Source organism: Kitasatospora sp. NPDC058170 (assembly GCF_042883905.1).
In the GTDB taxonomy this organism is placed as follows: domain Bacteria; phylum Actinomycetota; class Actinomycetes; order Streptomycetales; family Streptomycetaceae; genus Kitasatospora.
Window position 1 is genome coordinate 1 of sequence record NZ_JBHVUV010000017.1, and the last position, 23,359, is coordinate 23,359.

Consider the following 23,359-nt stretch of genomic DNA (forward strand, 5'->3'; position numbering starts at 1 on the left):
AAGGCGGAGGAGGGAGCCACTGCGGTGGGGGCACCTCCCGGCCGAAGGCTGGGGGCCATTGGCGACTGACGACAACGCGGCGAGGTGCGTGCCCGAACGCCGCCAAGCAGGCGGGAGTTTGAAGACGGACCCTAGGACCGCGTGCCGGAGCGCCCCGGCCCGCGGCTGGACAGCACCTGGCCGAGCGCCAGCACGCTCAGGCCGAACATCAGGACACCCAGGGGGACGTGGAGCGACGGCCGGTGCGCGACGCCCAGCACCACCTGGACCGAGGCGAGGACGAGGAAGCCGGACGCGTACAGGATGGGGCGGGGCGAACCGCCGCCCGGCCGCCACGCCAGGACGGCGGCGAGCACGTACAGCATCGACGCGCCGTACATCACGCGCGCTCCGACGCTGTGCAGCACCTCGCCGTGGGACGAGGACAGCAGCAGCCCGGCGGTGGTCGCCTGGAAGAAGACGGCCAGGGTCTGCAGGGCGATCGCCACCTGCACGAACGTGGGCCTGCTCTGTTGCACCGTCATCTGTGTGGCCATGGTGCGGACCCCTCTTCTGCCTCGCGGCGGTGGATCGGTAGTGTCTCGGTAGTTCGACGACGCAGGCCCTCGAAATGTGAGGCGAAGCGCCGGCCCCACAGTCCGCCGGGGTGGTTCGTCGACGTTTCGTGAGCGGAGGCGGACGAGAAGAACCAGGGAACGGTCGCAACGATGAGCACCCCGTCCGAGGCAACCCACGAGCGGTCCGAGCCGAGCCTGAGCGCGGTCGTCGGGGAGCGGCGCCGGCTGATCAACCTGGCCTACCGGCTGCTGGGTTCGCTGGCCGAGGCCGAGGACGCCGTGCAGGAGACGTACACCCGCTGGTACGCGATGTCGCGTCAGCAGCAGGAGGCCGTCGAGTCGCCCGGTGCCTGGCTGACGACGGTGGCCGGCCGCGTCTGCCTGGACCTGCTCGGCTCGGCGCGGGTGCGCCGCGAGCGCTACGTCGGCGCGTGGATACCCGAGCCGCTGCCCGACCGTACGGAGTGGTCCGGCGGCCTGGTGGGCGGCGGCAGGGCCGAGCCGGCCGACCCCGCCGACCGGGTCACCCTGGACGAGTCGGTGAGCATGGCCTTCCTCGTCGTGCTGGAGTCGATGACGCCCGCCGAACGCGTGGCGTTCATCCTGCACGACGTCTTCCGGTACCCCTTCGCCGAGGTCGCCGAGATCGTCGGCCGGACGCCCGCGGCGTGTCGGCAGCTGGCGTCCTCGGCCCGTCGGCGGGTGCGCGACGAGCACGCCCTGGCGGCTCCGACGGCCGGGCAGGCCGGCGTGGTCCGGAGTTTCAAGGAGGCCTGGGAGGCCGCGGACGTCAGGGCCCTGGTCGGCCTCCTCGACCCCGGTGCCACGATGACCGCCGACGGCGGCGGAATGGTCGGCGCGGCCCTGCGCCCGGTCGAGGGCAGCGAGCGCATCGCCCAGTACCTGATCCACATCGCCGGGAAGGCCCCCGGGCTGACGCTTCTGGAGCGGACGGTGAACGGCCGGCCCGGCCTGGTCGCCCAGCACGCCGGCGTCACCGTGACCGTGGCGGCGTTCGACCTCGCCGACGGCCGCATCACGCGCATCTGGGCGGTCCGCAACCCGGAGAAGCTCGGTGCGTGGATCGGGGACGAACAGGGCTGACCCGGCGCCACGAGCCCACGAACCCATGAGCCGCGTGCCGCCCCGGCGGGGCCCGGTCGGTCCGGTGGCGCCAGGGGTAACGCCGCGCGGCGGACCCCGCGACTCGCCCGGCCGGCCGGGGGCGGGCGCCCGCGGCCTGCCCGCGCGGCCGCCCGCGAAGGCTCCTACCGTGGGGGAGGGAGAGCCGGTCGGCGGCGCCCCTCCACATCGAGGCCGAGATCGACGCCGCGAGCTGATGTCGGCGGGAAGGCGGTGGCACCGATGAGCGACGCCGCCCCGGCCGCAGGTTCACCCGCCGCCTCGCGACGGATCCTCGCCCCGCTCGCCCTCGCCCAGTTCATCTGCAGCTTCGCCGGCTCGAACATGAACGTGATGATCAACGACATCAGCGAGGACCTCGACACCACCGTGCAGGGCGTGCAGGTCGCGATCACGATCTTCCTGCTGGTGATGGCCGCCCTGATGATCCCCGGCGGCAAGCTGACCGACCGCTACGGCCGCAAGCGGTGCCTGGTCACCGGCCTCCTCGTGTACGGCGTCGGCGCGCTGCTGAGCGCCGCCGCGCCGGGCCTGGGCGTCCTCATCCTGGGCAACTCGATCCTCGAAGGCGTGGGAACGGCCCTGCTCATCCCGCCCGTCTACATCCTCACCACGCTGCTCTTCACGGAGACGGCGTCGCGGGCCCGCGCGTTCGGGACGATCATGGCGCTCGGGGGCGTCGGCGCGGCGGCCGGGCCGCTGATCGGCGGGCTGATCACGTCCGCGCTGAGCTGGCGGGCCGCCTTCGTGTTCCAGGCCCTGGTGATCGTCGTGATCATCATCCTCGTCCGCCGGATCGAGGACCCCCTCCCGCCGGACCCGACCCGCCCGTTCGACACCGTCGGCACCGTCCTGTCCGCCGTCGGGCTCGTCCTCGTCGTCACCGGCATCCTGGCCGCCGACGACAACGGCTGGCTGATGCTCGCCCTGCTCGCCCTCGGTGCGCTTTTCCTGGCGGGCTTCTTCCGGTGGGTGCGCGCCAGGGAGCTGGCGGGCAAGGAGCCGCTGCTGTCCACCAGCCTGTTCCGCAGCCGCGTCTCCAACCTCGGGCTCGTCACCCAGAACACCCAGTGGCTGCTCCTGATGGGCGTGTCCTTCACCGTGGCGTCCTACCTTCAGGTCGTCCGCGGCTACGACGCGATCCAGACCGGCGTGATCTTCACCGCGGCCACCCTCGGCATCCTCGTGTCCTCCCTCGCCGCCGAACGCCTCGCCGAGCGGTACGCCCAGCGCACCCTCATCCTGGCGGGATTCATCGGCACGATCGCGGGCATCGTCGTGCTGCTCCTCATCGTGCGGGGCTCCCCCGGCGCCTGGGCCTTCGCCCCCGGACTGCTCCTGATCGGCCTCGGCCTCGGTGTGATGCTGACCCCCTCGGTCAACATCGTCCAGTCGAGCTTCACCGAGGAGCGGCAGGGCGAGATCTCGGGCCTGTCCCGCAGCGTGTCGAATCTCGGATCCTCCCTCGGAACCGCGGTCGCCGGCACCATCCTCGTCGCCGGCCTCACCACGCACGCGTACGCCGCCGCGATGATCACCCTGGCAGCCTTCGGGCTCATCGGCCTCGCCGCCGCCGCGCTGCTCCCGCACAGCCCGGCCGCGGCTCCCGGCGGCTCGGACCACCGGTGAGGGTCAGCGCCGGCGAGGGCCAGGCCCGGTGAGGGTCAGCGCCGGTACTGGCGCCGGTAGGCCGAGGGGCTGACGCCCATCGCCTCCCGGAAGTGGTGGCGGAACCCCGCGACGGTCAGGCCCACCCGGGCGGCCACCGCGTCGATCGGATGGTCCGCGGACTCCAACAGCCCGGCGCCCGCCCGGATCCGCTGCTGGGTGATCCAGCGCCCCGGCGGCAGACCGGCCGCGTCGGCGAACCGGCGTTCGAACTGCCGCACGGAGAGGTGCGCGACACCGGCCAGTTCGTCGACGGTGAGCCGGCGCTGCAGGCCGTCCAGCGCGTACCGCATGGCCTGGCCGATCGGGTCGTCGGACGGCGCCCGGCCCACCGGATGCTCCGCGAACTGGGCCTGGCCGCCCTCGCGGTGGGAGGCCACGACCATACGGCGGGCCACCCGGGCGGCCACCTCGGCGCCGTGGTCGCGGCGGACCAGGTGCAGACAGGCGTCGATGCCCGCGGCGGTACCGGCGGCGGTGACCACCGATCCGCTGTCGACGTAGAGCACCGAGGCGTTGACCGTCACCTCCGGGTGGCGTTCCTGGAGCAGGCGGGCGTGCCGCCAGTGCGTGGTCGCCTCCCTGCCGTCCAGCAGGCCCGCAGCGGCCAGGGCGAACGCCCCGCTGCAGATGGACACCACGCGCGCTCCCCGCCCGTGCGCGTCCCGCAGCGCGGTCAGGACGGTCGGGGAGACCTCGCGGCGTACGTCGGCGACGCCCGGGACGACGACGGTGTCGGCGTACCGGAGCCGCTCCAGGCCGTGGTGCACCACGATGTCGAAGCCGCCCACCACGCGGTGCGGCCCGGGTGTCTCCGCGCACAGCTCGAACCGGTACCACCAGTCCACGTCCAGCTCCGGCCGGGGGACCGCGAACACCTCGGCGACCGTGGCCAGTTCGAACGGGGCCATCCCGTCGAAGGCGAGGCAGGCGATCCGGTGCTGACGCATGGCGGAATCCTAGCGGTGCGCACCGTTTCCGACACTGTCGGCCGGCGCCCCCCAGGCCCGAACCTGGTGGCATGAAGCCTGACACCACCGCTCCGCTGACGTTCGGCATGCTGCTCTTCGACGAGGTCGAGGTCCTCGACATGGGAGGCCCCTTCGAGGTCTTCAGCACCGCCGGCCGGCTGGCCCGCACCGCCGACGACCGACCCCTGCTGCGCGTCCTGACGGTCGCGGCATCCGACCGCCCGGTCCGGGCCCGCGGCGGGCTGAGGGTCGTGGCGGACCACACCCTCGCCGAGGATCCGCCCTTCGACGTGCTGGTGGTCCCCGGCGGCGTCACCACGGCCGTCGAGTCGGACCGGGACGTCCTCGACTGGCTGGCCCGGCGCCGGCAGACCTCCGCACTGACGTTCGGCATCTGCACCGGCGCCTTCCTGCTGGCCGCCACCGGGGCGCTGGACGGCCGCCCGGCCACGACCCACTGGGAGGACCAGGAGGAGCTGGCCCGGCGGTGGCCCGACATCCGGGTGCGCACCGACGTCCGGTGGGTCGACGACGGCGACCTGGTCACCTCCGCCGGGATCAGCGCGGGCATCGACGCCAGTCTGCACATCGTGGGCCGGCTCTTCGGCGAGGACCTCGCCCGTCGCACCGCCCGCCAGATGGAGTACCGGTGGACGGCCGACCACACCACCGTGGCCGGCGGCTCCGGGCGCGGGCCGGCCGGGCAGGCGCTCAGCCCGCGATGAGCGCGTCCCACTGGTCCCGGGTCGGGCCGTCGTGCTGCGGCGAGAACTCCGGGCGGGCGGCCAGCCAGGCGGTCACCTGGCGGTCCACCTCCTCGGTGCCAAAGGCCTCGTCGGCCGGTCGCAGGAGGTGCCGCACCTGGGCCCGGGCCCGCATGACGACGGGGTCGTCGAAGGCACAGGCGGCCATGGCGGCGGCCCGCCGGTCCGAGAGCGGTGCGCTCTCGGCGAGCTGCCGCTCGTTGACGCGGTCGGCCGCGACCTGCGCGTCGAACCACGGGCGCAGGGACTGTGCCGCCCAGCTGTGGTACTCGGCCGGGTCCGCGGCGATCCGGTCGACACGGGTGGCCAGGTGCTGGGCCGCGCGCAGGCCGAGGGCCACGCCGTGGCCCAGGGTGGGGTTGGTGTGGATGAGGCTGTCCCCGGCGTTGACCAGGCCGGTCACGATCGGCCCGTCCTCGTCGGCGAGGGAGGTCCAGCGGTTGTCCAGGCCGGCCATCGCCAGGACGGGCGACTGCGGTTCGGGGGCCAGGTCGAGCCAGGCGGCCGGGGCGGGGAATCGGCGTGCGGCGGCCTCGAACAGGGCGGGGTCGGTGAGCGCGCCGCGGGTCGGATCACCCGTGGAGAGCACCAGGTTCACCGCGAAGGTGTCGTTGTCGGAGGGGAAGACGCCGGCCAGCGCGAACGGAGCGGCCGAGCCGGTCCTGACCCGCCCGGGGCCGCGCGGGCCGTCCGCACGCAGGCGGTACCACCGGCACAGGTAGGCGATCCCGGCACGGTGGCTGTCGACCACGGGCGGGCGGCAGCCGGCCGCGACCAGCCAGGCGGGGACCTGCGAGCGGCGACCGGACGCATCGACGACCAGGTCCGCCCGGTGCGTGTCCGCGCCGACCCGCACGCCGGTGACCCGGGCGGGGCTGCCCTCCTCGACGGTGAGGGCGTCCACCCGGCGGCCCCGCCGCACCTCGACGGTGCGTTCCCGCCGCACGGCCGCGGCCAGCGCGGCCTCCAGCACGATCCGGCGGGTGCGCAGGGTCACCAGCTCCTCGCCACCGGCCCGGTACGGCGGATGCTCACCGAACCAGTCGAAGTCGTGGTACTCCGTGGCTCCGCGTGCCAGCAGGTCCGCATAGGCGTCCGGGGCCTCGGCGAGCAGCACGGTGCGCACCGGCGCGAGGAACGAGTGGGGCTGGACGGCCTGCGGGACCCGGGGCCTGCGCCAGTGGAAGAAGTCCCGGTCCAGGTCCTCCCCGGCCTGCCGCGCGTCCTGCTCGAACACCGTGACCGGGTGGCCCCGCCGCCCGAGCATGAGCGCCGTCCCCAGCCCGCTGATACCTCCGCCGATCACTGCAACCCGCGCCACAGAGCTCCCCTTCGCGTCGTGTTGCGGACGGAGCCTAGCGCTTGTCGATCTTGGAACGGGAGCCGGGGTGGTCCGCCGCGGTGCGGACCGGTCGCCCGGCGCGATACGGACACCGCCGCGAGGGGGAGGCCAGCGGCGATCTTGACCAGTCGCCCCGGAACGGCGTCGGCACCACTCCCGACCTGCGGGAACACCGGGCGATGGCCCACCCCTCCCGGTCGTCCCCGTCGGCTTCCCTGCTCGTCGTTCTATCCTCGACGGATGTCCCTGATTGCCCCCACAGCCGCTCCGGAACCCGTCACGGCCGAGCCGGCACGGGCCGTGAACGGTTCGCTACTCACCCAGTCCTGGCTCGATCTGACCTTCCTGCACTGGGCGGCGGACCCGGCGGACGTGGCGCCGCTGCTCCCGCCCGGCACCCGCCCGGACACCCTCGACGGGGTGACGTACGTGGGGCTGGTGGCGTTCCGGATGCACCGGGTGGGGTGGTTCCGGCTGCCGGGGGTGCCGTACCTCGGGACGTTCCCGGAGACCAATGTGCGGCTCTACTCGGTGGACGGGCACGGCCGGCGCGGTGTGGTGTTCCGCTCGCTCGAAGCCTCCCGCCTCGTGCCGGTGGCGACGGCCCGGCTGGGGTTCCGGCTGCCGTACGTCTGGGCCCGGATGAGCATCGACCGGCAGGACGACACCGTCACCTACACCAGCGCCCGGCGCTGGCCCGGGCCACGCGGCGTGCACAGCCGGATATCCGTGCGGATCGGCGAACAGATCCAGGAGCCGACCGAGCTGGAGCACTTCCTGACCGCCCGCTGGGGGATGCACAGCGAGTTCTTCGGCCGGCAGATGTACCTCCCGAACACCCACCCGCGCTGGCCGCTGCACCGCGCCGAGCTGACCGAGTGCGACGAGAACCTGGTGGCCGCCGCCGGGCTGCCGGAGCCCGTCCGGGCGCCGGTCAGCGTCCTGTACTCGCCGGGCGTGCCCGTGCGGTTCGGCGGCCCGCTGCGCCCGGCCGGCATCCCGACCCCCTGAGGGCACCTGCGACACCGGCCCGGCGGCCTCCGTACCGGCGCCCGCACTGTGACCCCCGGCGAAATCCGGCGAAATCCGGCCGTGGTCGGCACGTCGGAGTGACGCCGACCGGCTCACATGGTCTCCAGCCACCCGGTCGGCACGGGCGACCACTGTGCCGACGAGCAAGATCACCCCTTGCCGCCGACCGCTCCCCGGTTGATCCCCGAGGCCGAACTCGTGCGTTCTGACCTCTTGTCAGGTCGATCATTCCTCCCTACCTTCGGGGGTCAGGACCGCGGCCCCATCGGGCCCGGCGGTCCGCGGCGGGCGCAACCCGCGCCGTCGCCGGAGGCACGACAAGACCTGGAGGCGTCACATGCCCGTACTCATGATCGACGAGATCCGCGACGCGGGTCCGCTGGTGGTCGACGACGAGGCCATCGTGTTCGAGGACGACGACCGCAACGACCATGACGCCACGGCGTGTCTCGCCGACCCGTGGGTGACCGCGACCACTCGCTTCGCCTGCGACTTCAACTCCTAGCAGTGGCCGATTCCATCGCCGGCCTCAGCGGATGGTCCGATGACACCTGGTCGTACCTGAACGACCCGCGGATGCCGGCGATGGAACACGGTTGGAAGCTGCACGTCTCGGCCCGGCCCGGCGACCTCGACGCCGTGACCACCCTCGTCCTGCCGGTGCTGTCGCGCCACGTTTGCCACGCGAAGTGGGCCAGGAATCCGGAGACCCTGCGCGCGATCAACTCCGGCGCGTCGAGTGCGGGCGCCGTCGGGAAGGCGATCACGGTCTACCCGGCGCCCGGCACCGTCGTCCGGATCGCCGACGAACTCGTCGCCGTGCTGCGCGGCCGGGAGGGCCCGCAGATCGTCAGCGACCGGCGGGTCGATCCGCACTCCCCCGTCTACTACCGCTACGGGCCCTTCACGGGCGACTACCGGACCGGCCGGAGCGGGCGGCTCGAATCGGTGATGGCGGGTCCGGACGGCCGGGTCTTCGACGGCCTGGCCGGCGGCGCGTACCGGTGTCCGCCCTGGGCTGAGGACCCGTTCGAGAACCGGCCCGGGCACGACGCCCGGCCGCGCTCCTCCGCCGGGTTCGGCGGTGGACGCTACCGGGTCACCGCCGGCATCGTGCGCAAACCGCAGGGCAACCTCTACCGCGCGGTCGACCTGGGCACCGGGCTGCCGGTGGTGGTCAAGCAGGCGCGGGCCTTCGTGGCCGAGGACGAGACCGGCGCGGACACCCGCGACCGGCTGCGCAACGAGCGAACGGTCCTGGCCGCGCTCGAAAGCGTCCCGGGGGTGCCCCGCGCACTCGACTACTTCCGGCACCGCTCGGACGAGTACCTGGTGATGACCAGCTGCGGCGACCGGGACCTGCGGCGGGAGGTCCAGGAGAACGGCCCGTACCGGGACGACGAGGCGCGGCCTTCACGCACCCTCGCCGACCTGGCCGCCCAGCTCCTCCGCATCCTGGACGGTATCCACCTCCGGGGCGTGGTCGTCCGGGATCTCAAGCCCAACAACGTCGTGCTCGACGCCACGGGTCGATGCCACGTGATCGACTTCGGGATCAGCGCGCTGGACGGCACCGGTCCGGACGGCTCGACCCCTGGCTACAGCGACCCGGTTCGACGCGCGGCCGGACCTGCCGAGCCCGCCGACGATTACTACGCCCTGGGCGCGACCCTCTGCTTCGCCGCCACCGGCATGGATCCGGTGGTCATCGACGCGGACGCCGCCGTCAACCGGGACCGCACCCTCGCCGGCCTGGCATGGGCCCTGCCCGGCGACGAACACCGATGGATCCGGGCGACGATCACCGCGTTGTCGAGCTTCGATCCGGCCGTACGGACGGCCGGCGCCGACCGGCTCCGCGCCGGCGCGCCCGGGGCGACCGAGCTGCCCGGGGCGGCCCCGGCTGCCCGGGTACCCCTGGTACCCCGGACGTCCGCTGCCTCGTCCGCTGCCTCGCGGGGGCCCGGCCCGCTCCGCCTCGACGACGGCCTGCTGGCGGAGATCATCGAGCACACGACCGCGTTCTGCGTCGACGAGGCCCGCAGGATCGCGGACCCGGTGCTCGCCGCACGCGAGGCCATCCCGACACCGGTCGACGTCTACGGCGGCAGCTCGGGGCTCGGCCTGGAACTCCTTCGACACGTCCACCGACCCGGGGTGCGCGAAGCCGTCGACGCCCTGGCGCAGTGGACGGCGAGCCAGTCCAGGAGCCTCTCGCCGGGCTTCTACTCGGGCCGTACCGGCGTCGACCTCTTCCTCGCCGAGGCAGCGGCGGCCCCGGACGCCGACGGCGTGGACGTGACTGTGGCCGGCGCCGCGGAGGTGGCCGGCGCGAGCGCGGCCGGGTCCGCCGGGTCGGGCGGCCACCCGGCCCTGCCGACCCGGGGGCCGGACGGCGGGCTGCCGGAGGCGGACCTGATCGAGGGCGTCGCCGGGATCGGCATCGGCCGCCTGCTGCTCGCCCTCCACGCCTCCGCGAGCGGCAACGGCCGGCCCGCCGACCGACACCTCGCCGACCGGCACCTCGCCGTCGCCGCCGAGTGCGAGCGGATGCTGGCGTCCGACCGGGCCCGGCTGACTCCCCCGGGCGCCGACACGATCGGCAGCGCCGCCCTGGGCGAGGGGCTGGCGCACGGCGAGGCGGGTGTCGCGTACTTCCTCCTGGAGTACGCAAGCGCGACCGGGGATCCCGCCGCCGTCCGCAGGGCCGGGCAGGCAACCGCGCACCTCGCCGACCTCACCCCGGGCATCATCGCGGCGGCGACCGGCCCGGGGGCGACCCGCCGCTACGGCTCGTGGTGCCGGGGCCTGGCCGGGATCGGGGCGGTGCTCGTCCGGGCCGCCGACCGGCTCGGCGAACCCCGGTACCTGGCCCTCGCCCAGCAGAGCGCGCGCACCTGCGCCGCACTGGCGCCGCGGATGCCGTTGGTCAACCAGTGCTGCGGGCTGTCCGGGGTCGGCGACCTGATGGTGGACGTCGCCAAGGCGTCCGGATCCGAGGAGTTCTGGGACGCCGCCGATACCGTCGCCGCGATCATCCTCAGCCGCAGCGGCGGCCCCCCGTCGCGTCCGGTGTTCCCGGACGCCGGCCTGACCAGGTCGAGCGCCACCTGGGCCGGCGGCTCCGCCGGGGTCCTCGCCTTCCTCAGACGCCTGCACGACCGGGGCGGACAGCGGCTCGGCCTCCTCGGCTGACCGGCTCCGGGGCCTCGCCGCGGTGGCGGCGGTGCCGGGGCGGCGGTGCCCGCGCGGAGCCCGGGCCGAACCGGGCCGAACCGGGCCGACTACGGCCGCGCGGCCCGGGTCAGCTGCGGACGCGGCTGACCCGGCCCTCGTCCCACACCGGCTCGTCCGCCTCCACCACCCGGCCGTCCGCCCGGAAGACCAGGAAGCGGCTGAACACCCGGGCGAACCAGCGGTCGTGGGTGACCGCCACCACCGTTCCGGTGAAGGCGGCCAGGGCCTCCTCCAGGGCCTCGGCGGAGATGAGGTCCAGGTTGTCGGTCGGCTCGTCCAGCAGCAGCAGGGTCGCCCCGGCGAGCTCCAGCAGCAGGATCTGGAAGCGTGCCTGCTGCCCGCCCGACAGGGTCTCGAAGTTCTGGCGGCCGGCGCCGGCCAGGCCGTAGCGGCTCAGGGCGGACATGGCGCGCTCCAGGTCCAGCCCGGCCCGGTCGCCCTCGCCGGCACCGAGGATATCGGCCGGGGTCCGGCCGGCCCACTCCGGGTGGCGGTGCGTCTGGGCGAACAGCCCGGGCCGGACGCGCGCGCCCAGCCGGCACTCACCGGTGTGCGCCACGGTCGCGGCCGTGCCCCCGCCTGCCGCATCCCCGCCGGCCTCGTCCAACAGGCGCAGGAAGTGGCTCTTGCCGGATCCGTTCGAACCGAGCACGCAGACCCGGTCGCCGAAGAACACCTCCAGGTCGAACGGCCGCATCAGCCCGGTGAGCTCCAGCTCGCGGCAGGTGATCGCCCGGACTCCCGTCCGGCCGCCGCGCAGGTCCGGTGCGACCCGCTGTCGGCGCGGGGGCGCGGGCGGCGGCCCGACCGCCTCGAACTTCGCCAGCCTGGTCTGGGCGGCGTGGTACCGCGAGGCCATCTCGTCGCTGATGGAGGACTGTTGGCGCAAGGTCCGGACCAGCTCCTTGAGCTGCTCGTGCTTCTCGCTCCAGCGTTGCCGCAGCTCCGCCGCGCGTTGCCAGCGGGCCTCACGGGCCTCGCCCCAGGTGGCGAATCCGCCGCCGTGGGTCCAGGCCGTGCCGCCCTCCAGCGTCACGACCTGGCCGGCCGTGCGGCTCAGCACCTCGCGGTCGTGGGTGATCAGCAGCACGCCCTGCCTGGTCTGGGCGAGTTGCTCCTCCAGCCAGCGCTTGCCCGGGACGTCCAGGTAGTTGTCCGGTTCGTCCAGCAGCAGCAGTTCGGCCGGGCCCCGGAGCAGGGCCTCCAGGACGAGCCGCTTCTGCTCACCGCCGGACAGCGTCGCCACCTCCCGGTACTGCGCGGCCTGGAACGGGACGCCGAGCGCGGCGACCGTCACGGTGTCCCAGAGCACCTCGTAGTCGTACCCGCCGACCTCGCCCCAGTCCACCAGCGCCTGGGCGTAGCGGAGTTGGGTGGGCTCGTCGTCCGCCTCCATCATGGCGAGCTCGGCCGCGTCGAGGGCGGCGGCGGCGGCCCGCAGCGGCGGCGGCGCGACGGTGAGCAGGAGGTCCCGGACGGTGCGGTCGTCGCGCAGGCTGCCGATGAACTGCGGCATGACCGCGAAGGCGCCCTGGGAGCGGAACGATCCCCGCTGGGTCGCGATCTCACCCGCGAGGGTGCGCAGCAAGGTCGTCTTGCCCGCGCCGTTGTCGCCGATGAGCGCGACCGTTTCGCCTGCCGGCACCCGGAAGGAGACGTCGTGGAACAGCTCGCGACCGTCGGCGAGAACGTGACCGAGCCCGGTGGCTTCGAGGTAGCCCATGGAAACGGATCCTAGCCGCCGAACGCTCGGTGGGCGATTCAATTACCGCGACCTCCCCGTTGATCTCCAGTCGCGTGATGGATCCTCAACTAACGTTCATCGGATGATAGTTAGTCGACCTATCGGGCAATTCACTCGTCGGCCTGAATCCGCGCCAAAATGCCTTGCCCGAAGTAAGACGCGTACGGAACGGTTGCACCCGAAGGAAGCCTCGGGGTGGGAGCACGAGATCTCACCGGAGGCCGTTTCTGCCCCTGCGTGTTCACGAATGCGTTCACGGAGGCGTTCACGGATGCGTCCGCGGATGTGTCCGCGGGCTCCCCTGGTCCCGAGTGTGCCCCCTCCACGGAATGCGAGAGACAACCGATGCCGTCCGATGTCACCACGCACTCCGCGGCCCCCGCCGCGCGGTCCGGTCCCGTCACCGTCGCGCTCGTCGGAGCCGAGTTCGGATGGGGCAGTTCGGGGAAGCTCAGCGCCGTGCTCTCCGCGTTGCGGGAGCGGTCGGTGCCCCGCCTGCGGTTCGTCGGGCTGGCGTCGGGGCTGGGCCGCCCGCTACTGGCCGAGCACACCGTGGACGACTGGTACGACCTGCCGGACGATCCCGGTCGGCTGGCCCCCGCGGTCCGCGAGATCGTGCGGTCGCAGGAGGTGCGGGCCGCCGTGGTCGTCCTGGACGGCGCGGCCGCGACGGCGCTGCTGGCCGCGGGCGTGCCCACGGTGTTCGTCGACAGCCTGCCCTTCCTCTGGTCCGAGGGCGACCGGGCCGCACTGCCGCTGGACGCGACGGTCTACTGCGCCCAGAAGAGCGTCGAGCTGCCGCCCGAGTGCCTGGACATCCTGGCCGGCGCGCGGGAGTTGCGCTGGGTCGAGGCGGTCATCGCCCGGCCCCGCGCCGCGGAGTCGGAGCGCGGCGCCGGGCGGCGCACCGGCCGCCCCTACCGCAGGGCGCTGGTCAGCCTGGGCGGTCTGCGGGCACCGAGGCTCGGGGATCCCGCGCACTACCCGCGTCTGGTCGTCCCGGCCGCCCTGGAGGCCCTCTCCGCCTACGGGGTCGAGGAGGTGCACATCGCCGGAAACCTGCCCGGCGACCTGGCGGGTCGGCTCGTCGACGCGTCGATCGCCCCGCCCCGGACGACCACCGGCCCACTCGGGCACCGCGCGTTCCTGGACCGGTTGGCCGACTGCGACGTCCTGCTCACCTCACCGGGTCTGACCACCCTGCTGGAGGCGGGCGGGCTGCAGGTGCCCACCGTCTGCCTGCCGCCGCAGAACCTCAGCCAGATCTTCAACGGCCGGTTCCACAGTCAGGCGCTCGGGGCCCGACTGCGTGTGCCGTGGCCCAAGGCCGTGCTCGCCGAGGACGAGGCGCTGGCGCTCCGCGCGGAGGGCGAGGACCACGCCCTGGAGCTGATCTACGGCGCGATCGGGGCGGCAGCCCAGGGGACCGACCGCCAGGCCGTCGGCCACGCCCTGCGCAACGGCGTCCTGGAGGCCCTGCGCCGGTCCACCCGGGTCGACGACTGGGGCGCGCTCACCACCGCGGTCGGCACCGACGGCGCGGCCCAGGTGGCCGACGCACTGCTCGGGGTCCTGCGCCCCACGGATCCGCTCTTCTGACCCGCCGGCCTCCGCGTGCCGGTCCGCCCGGTCGCCACCCGTCTCCCGTCGTACCCGTCCCACCCTGTCCGGCGAGTCGTCTGGAAGGTCACCCACCCGTGTCCACACGTGAGCGCTACCTCTTCATCAGGATCCTGGAAGCCTGCAACGCCGACTGCTTCATGTGCGAGTTCGCCCTCTCCCGCGACACGTTCCGCTTCTCCCGGGAGGACTTCGACGACCTGGTGCCCAAGGCCAGGGACGCCGGCGTGGGGTACATCCGGTTCACCGGAGGCGAGCCGCTGATGCACCCGGACGTGGTGGACCTGGTGCGTTCGGGGACGGCCGGCGGGATGAGGATGTCCCTGATCACCAACGGCTCGCTGCTGCCCAGGATGGCCGCCCCGCTGGCCGCGGCCGGCCTGGCCCAGGTGATCGTCAGCCTGGACGGCGCCTCGGGCGCCACCCACGACGTCTACCGGCGCTCCCCCGGCATGTTCGACAGCGGGCTGCAGGGCCTGCGCGACGCCGCCGCGCTCGGCATCCTGCCCAGGGTCAACACCGTGGTCGGACCGCACAACTACACCGAGATGCCACGGCTGCAACAGGTGCTGACCGAGGCGGGGGTGCGGCAGTGGGAGCTGTCCGCGCTCAAGCTCGACCGCACCATCACCTATCCCGACGCCGATCACGTCCGCAGCGTCTGCGATCCGATCTACGAAGCCGATCCGGCCGCCCTGCTGGTCCCGATGGGCAAGCGTTTCTACGGCGACACCCCTCAGGAGCAGGAGCGGTACTTCACGCAGTCCGTCACCCCGCGGGCCGCCGAACCGCTGTGCCACGTCGCCGACGACGTCATCTACGTCGACGGCAAGTACGGGCGGATGTTCGCCTGCAGCTGCATCCCCCACCGGGAGGGCGACGACGGGCCCGGTGGTGCACCGCTGCGGGAGCAGGGGGTGATCCGGCTGGACACCCCGGTCTTCCGGGCCCACGCCGACCACTTCCGCGAGCGCGGCCCCGCGGTGTGCAGTGGCTGCTCCACCACCGCCGCCGGATACAGCGACGACGTGGCCCGACTCGGGGCGGTGGGACCATGGCACTACTGACCTCCGCCCAGGAGGCGTCGGCCGCACCGGACGGCCGCACCGCGCACGACGGCCCGCGGGTGCTGCTGAGCGCCCGCGAGGACCGGTTGGACTCGACGCTCGCCCTGCGGCGGGTCCGCGCCCACCTGGGCGACCTCCGTCCGATCGGCCGGTCCGACCTCGACCCGCCGCCGGTCGCAGCACTGGTCTGCGACGACGTACCGGCCGCCGAGCGGCTGCTCGGCCTGGGCGTGCCGGTGGTGCACCTGGAATCGGGGCATCCCGACCCGGCCGCCGACGAGGCGCCGCCTGGGCGTGCACTCGGCCGGATCCACCGGCCCGGGTGGCTGCCGCCGTCCGGGCCGCTGGCCCGCGGCGCACGGCCCACCGGGATCCTCGCGCCGCAGCGCACCGGCAGGAGCAGGACCCGCTCGGGCACCCTGCTGCTGCTCTCCCTGTGGGGCGTACCCGACGCGGAGGCGGAGGCCTTCGCCACCGGGGCGCTGCGGGAGCTGACCGATGCCGCGCTGCGCCGCACCGGGAGCTGCACCGTGGTCGCCGACACCGGGCTCGCGCTCCTGCGGTCCGCCCTGGGCGGTCTGCTGGAGCAGCCGGGGGTCCTGGTGCACCGGGCCGCCGAGGTCGACCCGGACGTGCTCCATGCCGATGCCGCCGTGTTCCTGACCTCGCCGGTGCTCGGGGCGCTCGCCCTCGCCCAGGCGCGGCGGGCACCGCTGGCCCTGCTGCCACCGCTCGGGCCCGCCCAACGCGGTTTGGCCGAACAGGTCGCCGAGGTCCTGCCGCTGCCCTCGGCCGACGATCCCGGCGACCCGGGCCTGTGGGCCCTCTCCGCGGCCGCGGCAGCCGGGCCGTGGCACCTGCTCGACCCGGCCCTGGACGACCTGCGGGGCGCGCAGCGCGTCGCCCGCACCCTCCGCCAACTCGCACTCGCCCCGATGTGATCCCTCCGGAGGCCGCACCGCGGGCCCACCGCATCCAGTTCTCCCCCGACTCCTCGGTGCCCCCGACTCCCCGGTCCGCCGATCCGGGCGCGCCGGTTCCGGCCGCCGCACCCAACCTGCCTGCCCCGCCCGACCCGCCCAACTCGCTCAACTCGCTCAACTCGCCCACCCCGTCCCCGTCGTGCTGGAGCCGCCATGTCCGACACCCTTCGCGAACCCACGGCTGCCACCCGCCCCGAACTGATCCGCCCCAGGGTCCCGGAGACCGACTGGGACGACTGGCGCTGGCACATGCGCCGACGCATCACCACCGTCGAGAAGGCCCGGCAGTGGATCAACCTCAGCACCGACGAGGAGCAGGCGATCGCGGGGGTGGCGGGCAAGTACCGCTGGAGCGTCACCCCGTACTACGCGTCGCTGATGGATCCGGACGACCCCGGGTGTCCGGTCCGGCAGCAGGCGGTGCCGGCGCTCGGCGAGCTGATGGAGTTCCCGGGCGCCGAGGTCGACCCGGTCGGGGACACCTTCTACCGCAAGACCAACCGGGTGGTGCACAAGTACCCGGACCGGGTGATCATGCTGATCACCGAGGCGTGCCCGGTCTACTGCCGCCACTGCACCCGCAAGTTCCACACGACCGACGTCGAGGGCACCTACTTCCGCGACGACGAGGGCGGCTCCTACGACGAGGACCTGCGCTACATCGCCGAACACCCCGAGATCCGGGACGTCCTGCTGACCGGCGGCGACCCGCTGTCCTACCAGGACGGCAAGCTGGAGGAGATCATCGCCGGGCTCCGGGCGATCCCCAGTGTGGAGATCATCCGGATCGGCAGCAGGTTCCCCGTGCTGCTGCCGCAGCGGATCACCGAGGGCCTCTGCTCGATGCTCGCCCGCTACCACCCGGTCTGGCTGAACACCCACTTCAACCACCCGAAGGAGATCACCCCGGAGGCCGCGGCGGCCGTCGACCGCCTGTTGCGGCACGGGATCCCGGTCGGGAACCAGACGGTGCTGCTGCGCGGGATCAACGACGACGTCACCACCATGCGCACCCTGATGACCGAGCTGCTGCGGATCAGGGTCCGGCCGTACTACCTCTACCACTGCGACAACGTCACCGGGGTCTCGCACTTCATGACGTCCGTGGAGAAGGGCTGGGAGATCATGGCCGGCCTGCAGGGCCACATCACCGGGTTCGGCGTCCCCCAGTACGTGCTGACCACGAAGATCGGCAAGATCCCGATCGCACAGCCCTCCTTCACCCCCACCCCCGACGGCCTGCTGCTCCGCAACTACCGAGGCCAGGAGATGGTCGTCGGCGGTGAGGCGCAGCCGATCACGGAGTCCGACACACCATGAGCTCACTCGACAAGCGGCTCGGGCAGCGCTTCCTGCCCTACGGAGCGAACTACCTCGACTGGTCCGACATGTCGGAGCTGCGGACGGTGATCGAGCATCAGGTCCTGTTCCGGTACCAGACCGAGACCGAGAGCATGGCCTCCCGGCTGGAGCGGACGGTGGCCGAGCGGCTGGGGGCGGGGCACGCCCTGGCCGTGCACAACTGCACGGAGGCGCTGAGGCTGGCGCTGATCTCCACCCGCCCCGCCGTCGGCGACCTGGTCCACATCCCGGCGGTGACCTTCGTCGCGGTGGCCGGCGCGGTGCTGTCGTGCGGCCTGATCCCGGTGCTGGTCGACGCGGACGACTCGCTGTCCATGGACCCGACGCTGCTGCCGCCCGATGCGCAGCGGGTGATCACGGCCCACATGGAGGGCACGGTGGCACCGCTGCCGACGGGCGTGCCGTACCTCGTCGAGGACTGCGCCCAGTCCCTCGGCGCGCGTTTCCCCGACGGCCGGTACGTCGGGACGGCCGGCTACGCCGGGACGTTCAGCTTCCACCACAACAAGGTCCTCACCTCGGGCGAGGGCGGGCTGGTCGTCACCAACGAGGACGACGCCTGGGCGACCATGCGCCGCTACCACGACCACGGCTCGGCGCGGGTGCCGGGCCACTACCCGACGTGGAACCAGGACGCCCACTTCGGCGAGAACTTCGTGACCAGCGAGCAGGTCGCGGCCGTCCAGTGCCAGCAGTTCCGGCACCTCGACGAGCTGCTCGCCGGCCTGGAGCGGATGTACGCCATCGCCATGGCCGAACTGCCCGACCGGCCCGATCTGGTGGTCCGGCCCCGGGCCGCCGGTGACGTGAAGGTCAGCCTGCGCTTCCGGTGCGAGAGCAAGGAGCTGCGGGACTCCGCGGTGGCCGCGCTCACCGCGGCGGGCGTCGCCAACTGGACGCTCGGGAAGTACCTGCTGCCCGACCACCCGGTGCTCACCGGCCGTCGTTCGCTCTACCGCGACGGCTTTCCGTGGAACCACGCCCCCGAGGGCCCGCTCGCGCTCAGCCGCGACGGCTTCGCCCGGACCAGGGACCTGCTGGACCGCACCCTGTGCGTACCGCTCTCCCCGGAGCTGCCCGAGGAGGAGCAGGCCCTCGCGGCCAAGACCGTCCGCCAGGTGCTGGAGGCGGTGTGACCGACGCCGAGGTGCTGTTGATGGTGGACGACCGACCGTCGTCCTTCACCCGCTACGCGGTCCGGGAGCTGACCGACCGGCTGGTCCTGCTGCGGTTCGCCGAGACGCGCCTGGACCTGCCGGAGGACTACCTCCTGGAGACCGCGCACCTGCCCGCCTTCTGGGTGCGCGAGGGCGTGGCACCGGAGGAGGAGGCGAGGCGGTACCGGGCGTGGACGGCTGGGCTGCCGGTGCCGCCGACCCGGTTCTGCAACCCTTCGGAGCCCCGGCAGGCCGCGGCCCAGCGGTTCGCGGCGCTCGCCGGTCTGCCGCACCTGACCGAGCGGCAGGTGACCCTGGTCCGGGACAAGGCCGCCATGAAGGCGTGCTTCCGGGAACTGGGCCTGCGGACGGCGGAGTTCGCGCGGGTGCGGTCGGCCGACGAGGTCGAGCGGTTCGCCGACCGGCACGGCTGGCCGGTGGTGCTCAAACCGGTGGACTCCTTCGCCTGCGTGGACACCCACCGGCTCGCCGGGCCCGGCGGCCTCGCCGGGATCGACCTCGGCGCGCGGGACTGGATGGTCGAGGAGCACCTCGGGGGTACCGAGTGGGAGGTGTGCGCGCTCATCCTCGACGGCGAGGTGCTGGACGCGTGGCCGAGCGCGATGCCCTGCCGCCCGCTGGACATCGTCGACGGCGCGATGAACGCCAACATCAGCGTCGGCACCGGCGAGGGCCCGCCGGTCGACCTGCGGGCCCTGGTCCAGCGCATCGTCACCGGGATGGGCGTGGACCACGGTTACGCGCACATGGAGTTCTTCCTGATCGCCGGGGAGGTGTACGCGGGTGAGATCGGCGTGCGGCTCGCGGGCTGCGAGATTCCCGCCAACCACGGCCACGCGTACGGCTTCGACGTGTTCGGGGCCACCTTGGCGGTCTACCTCGGTCGGCGCCCGGAGCTGGACTACCGCGAACGCCGCTGTGCGGGCGATCTGCTGCTGCCGCTGCCCGGCTCGGGAAGGATCCGGCGGATCACGTCCCGGGAGGAGATCCTGGGGATGCCCGGGGTCGTCGACGCCGTGCTCAAGGTCGGTACCGGCGATCCGGTGACGGCCCGTCGGGCCTCGCACAACGCCTCGGGGTACGCCCATGTCGTGGGAGGTTCGGTCGCGGAGGTGGAGAACCGCATGCGCGGGGTGCTCGACCGGTTCACGATCGAGGTGGTGCCGGCGCAGGAGGCCGATGCCCTCCCCATCTGACCCCCACCCGTGCCGCCGGCGCCGGCAGTACCACCCGTACCACCCGTACTGCCGGCACCGCCCGTACCGCCCGTACCGCCCGTGCGAGCGACGGCGCGGCACCCGACTCCGCCGCCTCCGGGCGGCCCCGGAACGGAGACCGACCACGTGACCAGCGGCCTGCCCCGTCGCTTCCTCGACCTGCTCACACGTCCCCAGGTGGCCGGGGCGGCCTGGTGGAGCGTCGTCTCCAGGCTGCCGGTCTACCTGATGTCGCTGGCCATTGTGCTGACGGTCCGTGAGCAGGGCGGCAGCTACGCCCAGGCCGGGCTGGTCGCCGCGCTGTACACGCTGGGGATGGCCCTCGGCAGCCCGCTGATCGCCCGCCGCCTCGACCGCAGCGGCCGCTCGGCGGTGCTGACCGCCACCGCCGTCGCCTACCCGGTGGCACTCGCCGTGCTGGTGTGGGCGACCCACCCGGGCGGGTGGGCGCAACCCGCGGCAGCGGTCGTCGCCGGGGTGGTGCTGCCCCCCGCGAACGCGTGCATGCGCTCGCTCTGGGCGCGGCTGCCGCTCAAGGAGGAGGAGCGCGAGACGGCCTACCTGTGGGAGGCACTGCTCACGGAGGTCCTGGTGATCGGTGCACCGCTGATGCTGGCGGCGCTGATGCTGGTCGGCTCGGCGGGCCTGGCGCTGACGGCGGTCGCGGCGGTGGGCGGCCTGGGCACGCTCGGGCTGGCGCACACCCGGCTGCCCGCCGGCACCGAGAGCAGCACCGAGAGCACCACCAGCCGAACCGAAGACACCGACAGCACCGACAGCACGAAGGTGGCCGCTCCGAAGCAGCAGCGCCACCCGCTGGGCCCACTGCGGGAGCCGGCCCTGCTGGCGCTGACCGGCATCATGGCCGTCTCCGCGGTGCCCATCGGTCTGCTGACGCTGGCGATCCCCGCCTTCGTCGCGCGGCACGGGGCTCCGGGCGGCGCGGGCGTGGTGTACGCCTGCTGGGGCGTCGGCAGTGCACTGGGCGCCCTGTGGCTGGGCCGGTCCCAGTCCGAGGTGGCCCCCCAGGTGCGGTTCCCCCGCCTGCTGCTGGCCTACGCCCTCGGGACGGGGCTGACCCTGCTCGCCGGCTCCCAGCTGGGCCTGGCGCTGGCACTCGCGGTGGGCAGCGCACCCATCGCCCTGGTCTCCGCCAGTGAGATGACCCTGGTGAGCGGCATCGCCGACGGGCGGTCCATGGCGGAGGCGTTCACCTGGGCGTCGCTGGCCACCGTCCTGGGCGACGCCCTCGGCCAACAGGTCGGCGGGCTGCTGATGGACCCGTTCGGGCCGCGGACGGTGTTCGCGGTGGCGACCGGAACCGCCCTGGCCGCCGCCGGGCTGGCCTTCGGCTTCCGGGGGCTGCTGACCCGGCAGGCAGCGCCGTCGGTGGAGTGTGCGGCATGACAGCCCCGCCCGACACCCGAGGCCCCCCGCCTGGCCGTTCGGCCCTTCGCCGGCCCGCGCACGTAGCTGCTCCCCTTTCTCTCCCCGCCCAGCTCCCCCCGTCCCCCTATCCTTCCGCCCTCCGGGCGCGGACGACACGAGGTGGTCCACCATGAACGCCGCCCTCACCGACCAGCGGCCCGAGCAGCCCTCCGGGCCGGCCCCGCTGTTCCGACCGGTCACCCGGCAGGAGTTACCGCAGGCCGTCCGGGAGTTCCTGGACTCCCCGCAGCTCCTGGCCGTACCGGTCCCGACCGAGGACCGCGCCGACCTGGAGAAGAGCGTCGAGCTCGCCGGCCGACTGTACGGCGGCCTGCGGCGGCCCAGCCCGCTGGACGTCGGAATCCTCCTCGGCCGGGCGCAGCTGCCCGAAGGACTCGCGGAGCTGGCCCGCCCGCTCGCCCGGACGTGGGTGGGCGAGGAGGAGCTGACGGACGTCGCGGCGTTCCGGGCCCGGCACAGCGGTTCGCTGCTGGTCGTCGGCTGCTACGACCGGCTCACCCTCGACCCCGTCCGGGCGCTGCTGATGGCGACCTACCGCGGCCCGCGCCACGGACTGACGCTGCTGAGCGGCCGGGACGGCGCCTCGGTCGTCTGGAACGTGGCCAAGCAGTACGCGGAGCCCGCCCTCGACATCGACGCGCTGGGCCTCTTCACCGACACCGACCGGCCGCCCCGGCTGCCCGGCGTCCAGGTCTTCGACGACCGCGACTTCGAGCGTTCGGACATCCAGGCGGAGATCCTGGGCACCCGGTGGCGCCGGGTGGCCTTCCAGGGCCACGGCAAGGACGACAGCGTCAACCTCGGCGAGTTCACCATCTGCGGCCTCAACGACTCGGCCCCGGCCAGGCCCGGGCTGCTCGGCCCGCGCTGCGCCTACGGACTGCCCTGCTACAAGCCGGAGGACAAGCTGGTCCCCCTCAACCGGGTGGAGGCCGTGGAGCTGGTGCTCAGCGCGTGCAACAGCGGCCCGCTCGCGGACCTCGCCCTGTACGACCCGAAGTACCAGCTGCTGCTGAACGCGCTCGACGGCCCGGCCCGCACGGTGGTCTCGGCCGTGTCGGTGCACGACTCCGACCGGCCGGAGAACGTCGCCTGGATGCACGGCGCCCTCACCGGCGCGGACTCCGTCGACACCCTCAACGCCAGCCTGGCGGGCTCGCACCCCTACCCGGCGTTCATGCGCTTCGGGCTGCCGGGGGCACCGGAGGACACCCCGGCGCCGCCGGCCCCGACGGACCACCGCCCCGACCCGCTGCTGCTCACCGTGGGCGGCCGGCTCACCGCCTATCTCGCCTCGGGCCTGCTGCCGCACAACCACCCGCTGCGGCCCCGGCTGACCAAGCTGGCCCGGAAGGTCGACCTCTGGGTGGCCAGGCCCACCCACCTCGCCGACCAGTCGCCCGAGCAGATCGACGCCTCGCTCACGGCGGACCTGCAGTCCCTCGACCACGTGATCACCGAGCAGGTCGCGGCCAACCCCGAGACCGAACTCATGAACTACCCGGCGCACTTCGGCGACCGCAGCAGCCTGGACCGGCAGGTCCGGGAGGTCACCTGCCACTGCGGGCGCCCCGCGCAGGAGTTCACCCGGCGGGGACTGCTCCCGCACGTCCTGGACACCACGAGCGCCGTCTGCATGCGGTGCGGCGATGTCACCTTCCGGATCCCCGACGCCCCCGCGCTGCTCGCCCACGCCCCGGACGAGGTCGAGCAGGGCGGCGTGCTGGAGGTACGGGCCACGGTCACCCCGGCCAGGCCCGGCCCGGTCCGGCTGGGCCTCTTCGTCCCGAGCTACCTGCGCGAGGACACCACCGTGGAGCCGCTCACGACCAGGGTCCGGCTCGCCGGCGGGCAGGCCGAGGAGGTCGCCTTCCGCGTGCGGTTCGCCCCCGACACGGCCCCGCAGGCGTACTACTTCACGGTGTTCGCCGTGCAGGACCTCGCCGTCTCGACGGCCCGCCGCCACTTCGGGGTGGTCCCCCGCACCACCTGACCCACCCGCACCATCCTCACCACCAGCCCGCC

18 protein-coding genes are annotated in these 23,359 nt (G+C 73.7%); 14 read left to right on the forward strand and 4 right to left on the reverse strand.

Annotated features, from left to right (window positions below; translation table 11 throughout):
• Window positions 1-131: 131 nt before the first annotated feature.
• The gene (locus ACFVVX_RS19915; RefSeq protein WP_387947270.1) at window positions 132-536 is read right to left on the reverse strand and encodes a hypothetical protein; all 405 of its coding nucleotides are present in this window, start codon (window positions 534-536) and stop codon (window positions 132-134) included.
• A 171-nt stretch (window positions 537-707) separates the two neighbouring features.
• On the opposite strand from ACFVVX_RS19915, the gene sigJ reads away from it, so the two are divergent.
• The gene (gene sigJ, locus ACFVVX_RS19920) at window positions 708-1,661 is read left to right on the forward strand and encodes an RNA polymerase sigma factor SigJ (protein ID WP_387947272.1); all 954 of its coding nucleotides are present in this window, start codon (window positions 708-710) and stop codon (window positions 1,659-1,661) included.
• Window positions 1,662-1,922: 261 nt separating this feature from the next.
• A complete protein-coding gene (locus ACFVVX_RS19925) occupies window positions 1,923-3,329 on the forward strand; it encodes an MFS transporter (protein ID WP_387947274.1) in 1,407 nt (468 codons plus the stop codon).
• Window positions 3,330-3,364: 35 nt separating this feature from the next.
• Here the strand turns inward: ACFVVX_RS19925 and ACFVVX_RS19930 are convergent, their stop codons facing one another.
• Window positions 3,365-4,318, reverse strand: coding sequence for a helix-turn-helix domain-containing protein (locus tag ACFVVX_RS19930; protein ID WP_387947276.1), 954 nt, complete (start codon window positions 4,316-4,318; stop codon window positions 3,365-3,367).
• A 71-nt stretch (window positions 4,319-4,389) separates the two neighbouring features.
• On the opposite strand from ACFVVX_RS19930, the gene ACFVVX_RS19935 reads away from it, so the two are divergent.
• The gene (locus ACFVVX_RS19935; RefSeq protein WP_387947278.1) at window positions 4,390-5,064 is read left to right on the forward strand and encodes a DJ-1/PfpI family protein; all 675 of its coding nucleotides are present in this window, start codon (window positions 4,390-4,392) and stop codon (window positions 5,062-5,064) included.
• Here ACFVVX_RS19935 and ACFVVX_RS19940 read toward each other — a convergent pair.
• The gene (locus tag ACFVVX_RS19940; protein ID WP_387947280.1) at window positions 5,051-6,424 is read right to left on the reverse strand and encodes an FAD-dependent oxidoreductase; all 1,374 of its coding nucleotides are present in this window, start codon (window positions 6,422-6,424) and stop codon (window positions 5,051-5,053) included. The genes ACFVVX_RS19935 and ACFVVX_RS19940 overlap by 14 nt on opposite strands.
• A gap of 261 nt (window positions 6,425-6,685) precedes the next feature.
• Here ACFVVX_RS19940 and ACFVVX_RS19945 point away from each other — a divergent pair, with 261 nt between their 5' ends.
• The 3 genes from ACFVVX_RS19945 to lanL all read left to right on the forward strand — a co-directional run bounded on the left by ACFVVX_RS19945 (window position 6,686) and on the right by lanL (window position 10,672).
• Window positions 6,686-7,456 carry a YqjF family protein gene (locus tag ACFVVX_RS19945; RefSeq protein WP_387947282.1) on the forward strand — a complete coding sequence of 257 codons (771 nt, stop codon included), beginning with the start codon at window positions 6,686-6,688 and terminating at the stop codon, window positions 7,454-7,456.
• Window positions 7,457-7,814: 358 nt separating this feature from the next.
• Window positions 7,815-7,982 (forward strand): SflA family class IV lanthipeptide, encoded by a 168-nt coding sequence (locus tag ACFVVX_RS19950; protein WP_387947284.1) that lies wholly within the window; start codon window positions 7,815-7,817, stop codon window positions 7,980-7,982.
• Between the two features lie 2 nt (window positions 7,983-7,984).
• Entirely contained in the window at window positions 7,985-10,672 is a 2,688-nt protein-coding gene (gene lanL, locus ACFVVX_RS19955) for a class IV lanthionine synthetase LanL (RefSeq protein ID WP_387947286.1), read from the forward strand.
• A gap of 109 nt (window positions 10,673-10,781) precedes the next feature.
• Here the strand turns inward: lanL and ACFVVX_RS19960 are convergent, their stop codons facing one another.
• Window positions 10,782-12,437, reverse strand: coding sequence for an ATP-binding cassette domain-containing protein (locus tag ACFVVX_RS19960; protein WP_387947288.1), 1,656 nt, complete (start codon window positions 12,435-12,437; stop codon window positions 10,782-10,784).
• A gap of 366 nt (window positions 12,438-12,803) precedes the next feature.
• Between ACFVVX_RS19960 and ACFVVX_RS19965 the strand changes: the two genes are divergently transcribed.
• The 8 genes from ACFVVX_RS19965 to ACFVVX_RS20000 all read left to right on the forward strand — a co-directional run bounded on the left by ACFVVX_RS19965 (window position 12,804) and on the right by ACFVVX_RS20000 (window position 23,327).
• Window positions 12,804-14,057 (forward strand): hydroxymethylcytosylglucuronate/cytosylglucuronate synthase, encoded by a 1,254-nt coding sequence (locus ACFVVX_RS19965; RefSeq protein WP_387947290.1) that lies wholly within the window; start codon window positions 12,804-12,806, stop codon window positions 14,055-14,057.
• A 98-nt stretch (window positions 14,058-14,155) separates the two neighbouring features.
• The gene (gene blsE / locus ACFVVX_RS19970; protein ID WP_387947292.1) at window positions 14,156-15,145 is read left to right on the forward strand and encodes a cytosylglucuronate decarboxylase; all 990 of its coding nucleotides are present in this window, start codon (window positions 14,156-14,158) and stop codon (window positions 15,143-15,145) included.
• Entirely contained in the window at window positions 15,133-16,086 is a 954-nt protein-coding gene (gene blsF, locus ACFVVX_RS19975; protein WP_387947294.1) for a CGA synthase-related protein, read from the forward strand. Before blsE ends, blsF begins: the two co-directional genes overlap by 13 nt.
• Before the next feature lie 195 nt (window positions 16,087-16,281).
• Window positions 16,282-17,448: an arginine 2,3-aminomutase gene (gene blsG, locus ACFVVX_RS19980; RefSeq protein ID WP_387947296.1), complete on the forward strand. Its 1,167-nt coding sequence runs from the start codon at window positions 16,282-16,284 to the stop codon at window positions 17,446-17,448.
• The gene (locus ACFVVX_RS19985; protein WP_387947298.1) at window positions 17,445-18,626 is read left to right on the forward strand and encodes a DegT/DnrJ/EryC1/StrS family aminotransferase; all 1,182 of its coding nucleotides are present in this window, start codon (window positions 17,445-17,447) and stop codon (window positions 18,624-18,626) included. The genes blsG and ACFVVX_RS19985 overlap by 4 nt, the downstream gene beginning before the upstream one ends.
• Window positions 18,623-19,864, forward strand: coding sequence for an ATP-dependent carboxylate-amine ligase (locus ACFVVX_RS19990; protein ID WP_387947300.1), 1,242 nt, complete (start codon window positions 18,623-18,625; stop codon window positions 19,862-19,864). Before ACFVVX_RS19985 ends, ACFVVX_RS19990 begins: the two co-directional genes overlap by 4 nt.
• A 147-nt stretch (window positions 19,865-20,011) precedes the next feature.
• The gene (locus ACFVVX_RS19995; protein WP_387947302.1) at window positions 20,012-21,292 is read left to right on the forward strand and encodes an MFS transporter; all 1,281 of its coding nucleotides are present in this window, start codon (window positions 20,012-20,014) and stop codon (window positions 21,290-21,292) included.
• Window positions 21,293-21,443: 151 nt separating this feature from the next.
• Window positions 21,444-23,327, forward strand: a complete 1,884-nt coding sequence (locus ACFVVX_RS20000) for a hypothetical protein (protein ID WP_387947304.1) — start codon at window positions 21,444-21,446, stop codon at window positions 23,325-23,327.
• The last annotated feature ends 32 nt before the right edge of the window (window positions 23,328-23,359 follow it).

Coding starts and splice junctions, on each gene's coding strand:
- ACFVVX_RS19915 (WP_387947270.1), bottom strand. CDS start 536: ATGGCCACACAGATGACGGTGCAACAGAGCAGGCCCACGTTCGTGCAG.
- sigJ (WP_387947272.1), top strand. CDS start 708: ATGAGCACCCCGTCCGAGGCAACCCACGAGCGGTCCGAGCCGAGCCTG.
- ACFVVX_RS19925 (WP_387947274.1), top strand. CDS start 1,923: ATGAGCGACGCCGCCCCGGCCGCAGGTTCACCCGCCGCCTCGCGACGG.
- ACFVVX_RS19930 (WP_387947276.1), bottom strand. CDS start 4,318: ATGCGTCAGCACCGGATCGCCTGCCTCGCCTTCGACGGGATGGCCCCG.
- ACFVVX_RS19935 (WP_387947278.1), top strand. CDS start 4,390: ATGAAGCCTGACACCACCGCTCCGCTGACGTTCGGCATGCTGCTCTTC.
- ACFVVX_RS19945 (WP_387947282.1), top strand. CDS start 6,686: ATGTCCCTGATTGCCCCCACAGCCGCTCCGGAACCCGTCACGGCCGAG.
- ACFVVX_RS19950 (WP_387947284.1), top strand. CDS start 7,815: ATGCCCGTACTCATGATCGACGAGATCCGCGACGCGGGTCCGCTGGTG.
- ACFVVX_RS19960 (WP_387947288.1), bottom strand. CDS start 12,437: ATGGGCTACCTCGAAGCCACCGGGCTCGGTCACGTTCTCGCCGACGGT.
- ACFVVX_RS19965 (WP_387947290.1), top strand. CDS start 12,804: ATGCCGTCCGATGTCACCACGCACTCCGCGGCCCCCGCCGCGCGGTCC.
- blsF (WP_387947294.1), top strand. CDS start 15,133: ATGGCACTACTGACCTCCGCCCAGGAGGCGTCGGCCGCACCGGACGGC.
- blsG (WP_387947296.1), top strand. CDS start 16,282: ATGTCCGACACCCTTCGCGAACCCACGGCTGCCACCCGCCCCGAACTG.
- ACFVVX_RS19985 (WP_387947298.1), top strand. CDS start 17,445: ATGAGCTCACTCGACAAGCGGCTCGGGCAGCGCTTCCTGCCCTACGGA.
- ACFVVX_RS20000 (WP_387947304.1), top strand. CDS start 21,444: ATGAACGCCGCCCTCACCGACCAGCGGCCCGAGCAGCCCTCCGGGCCG.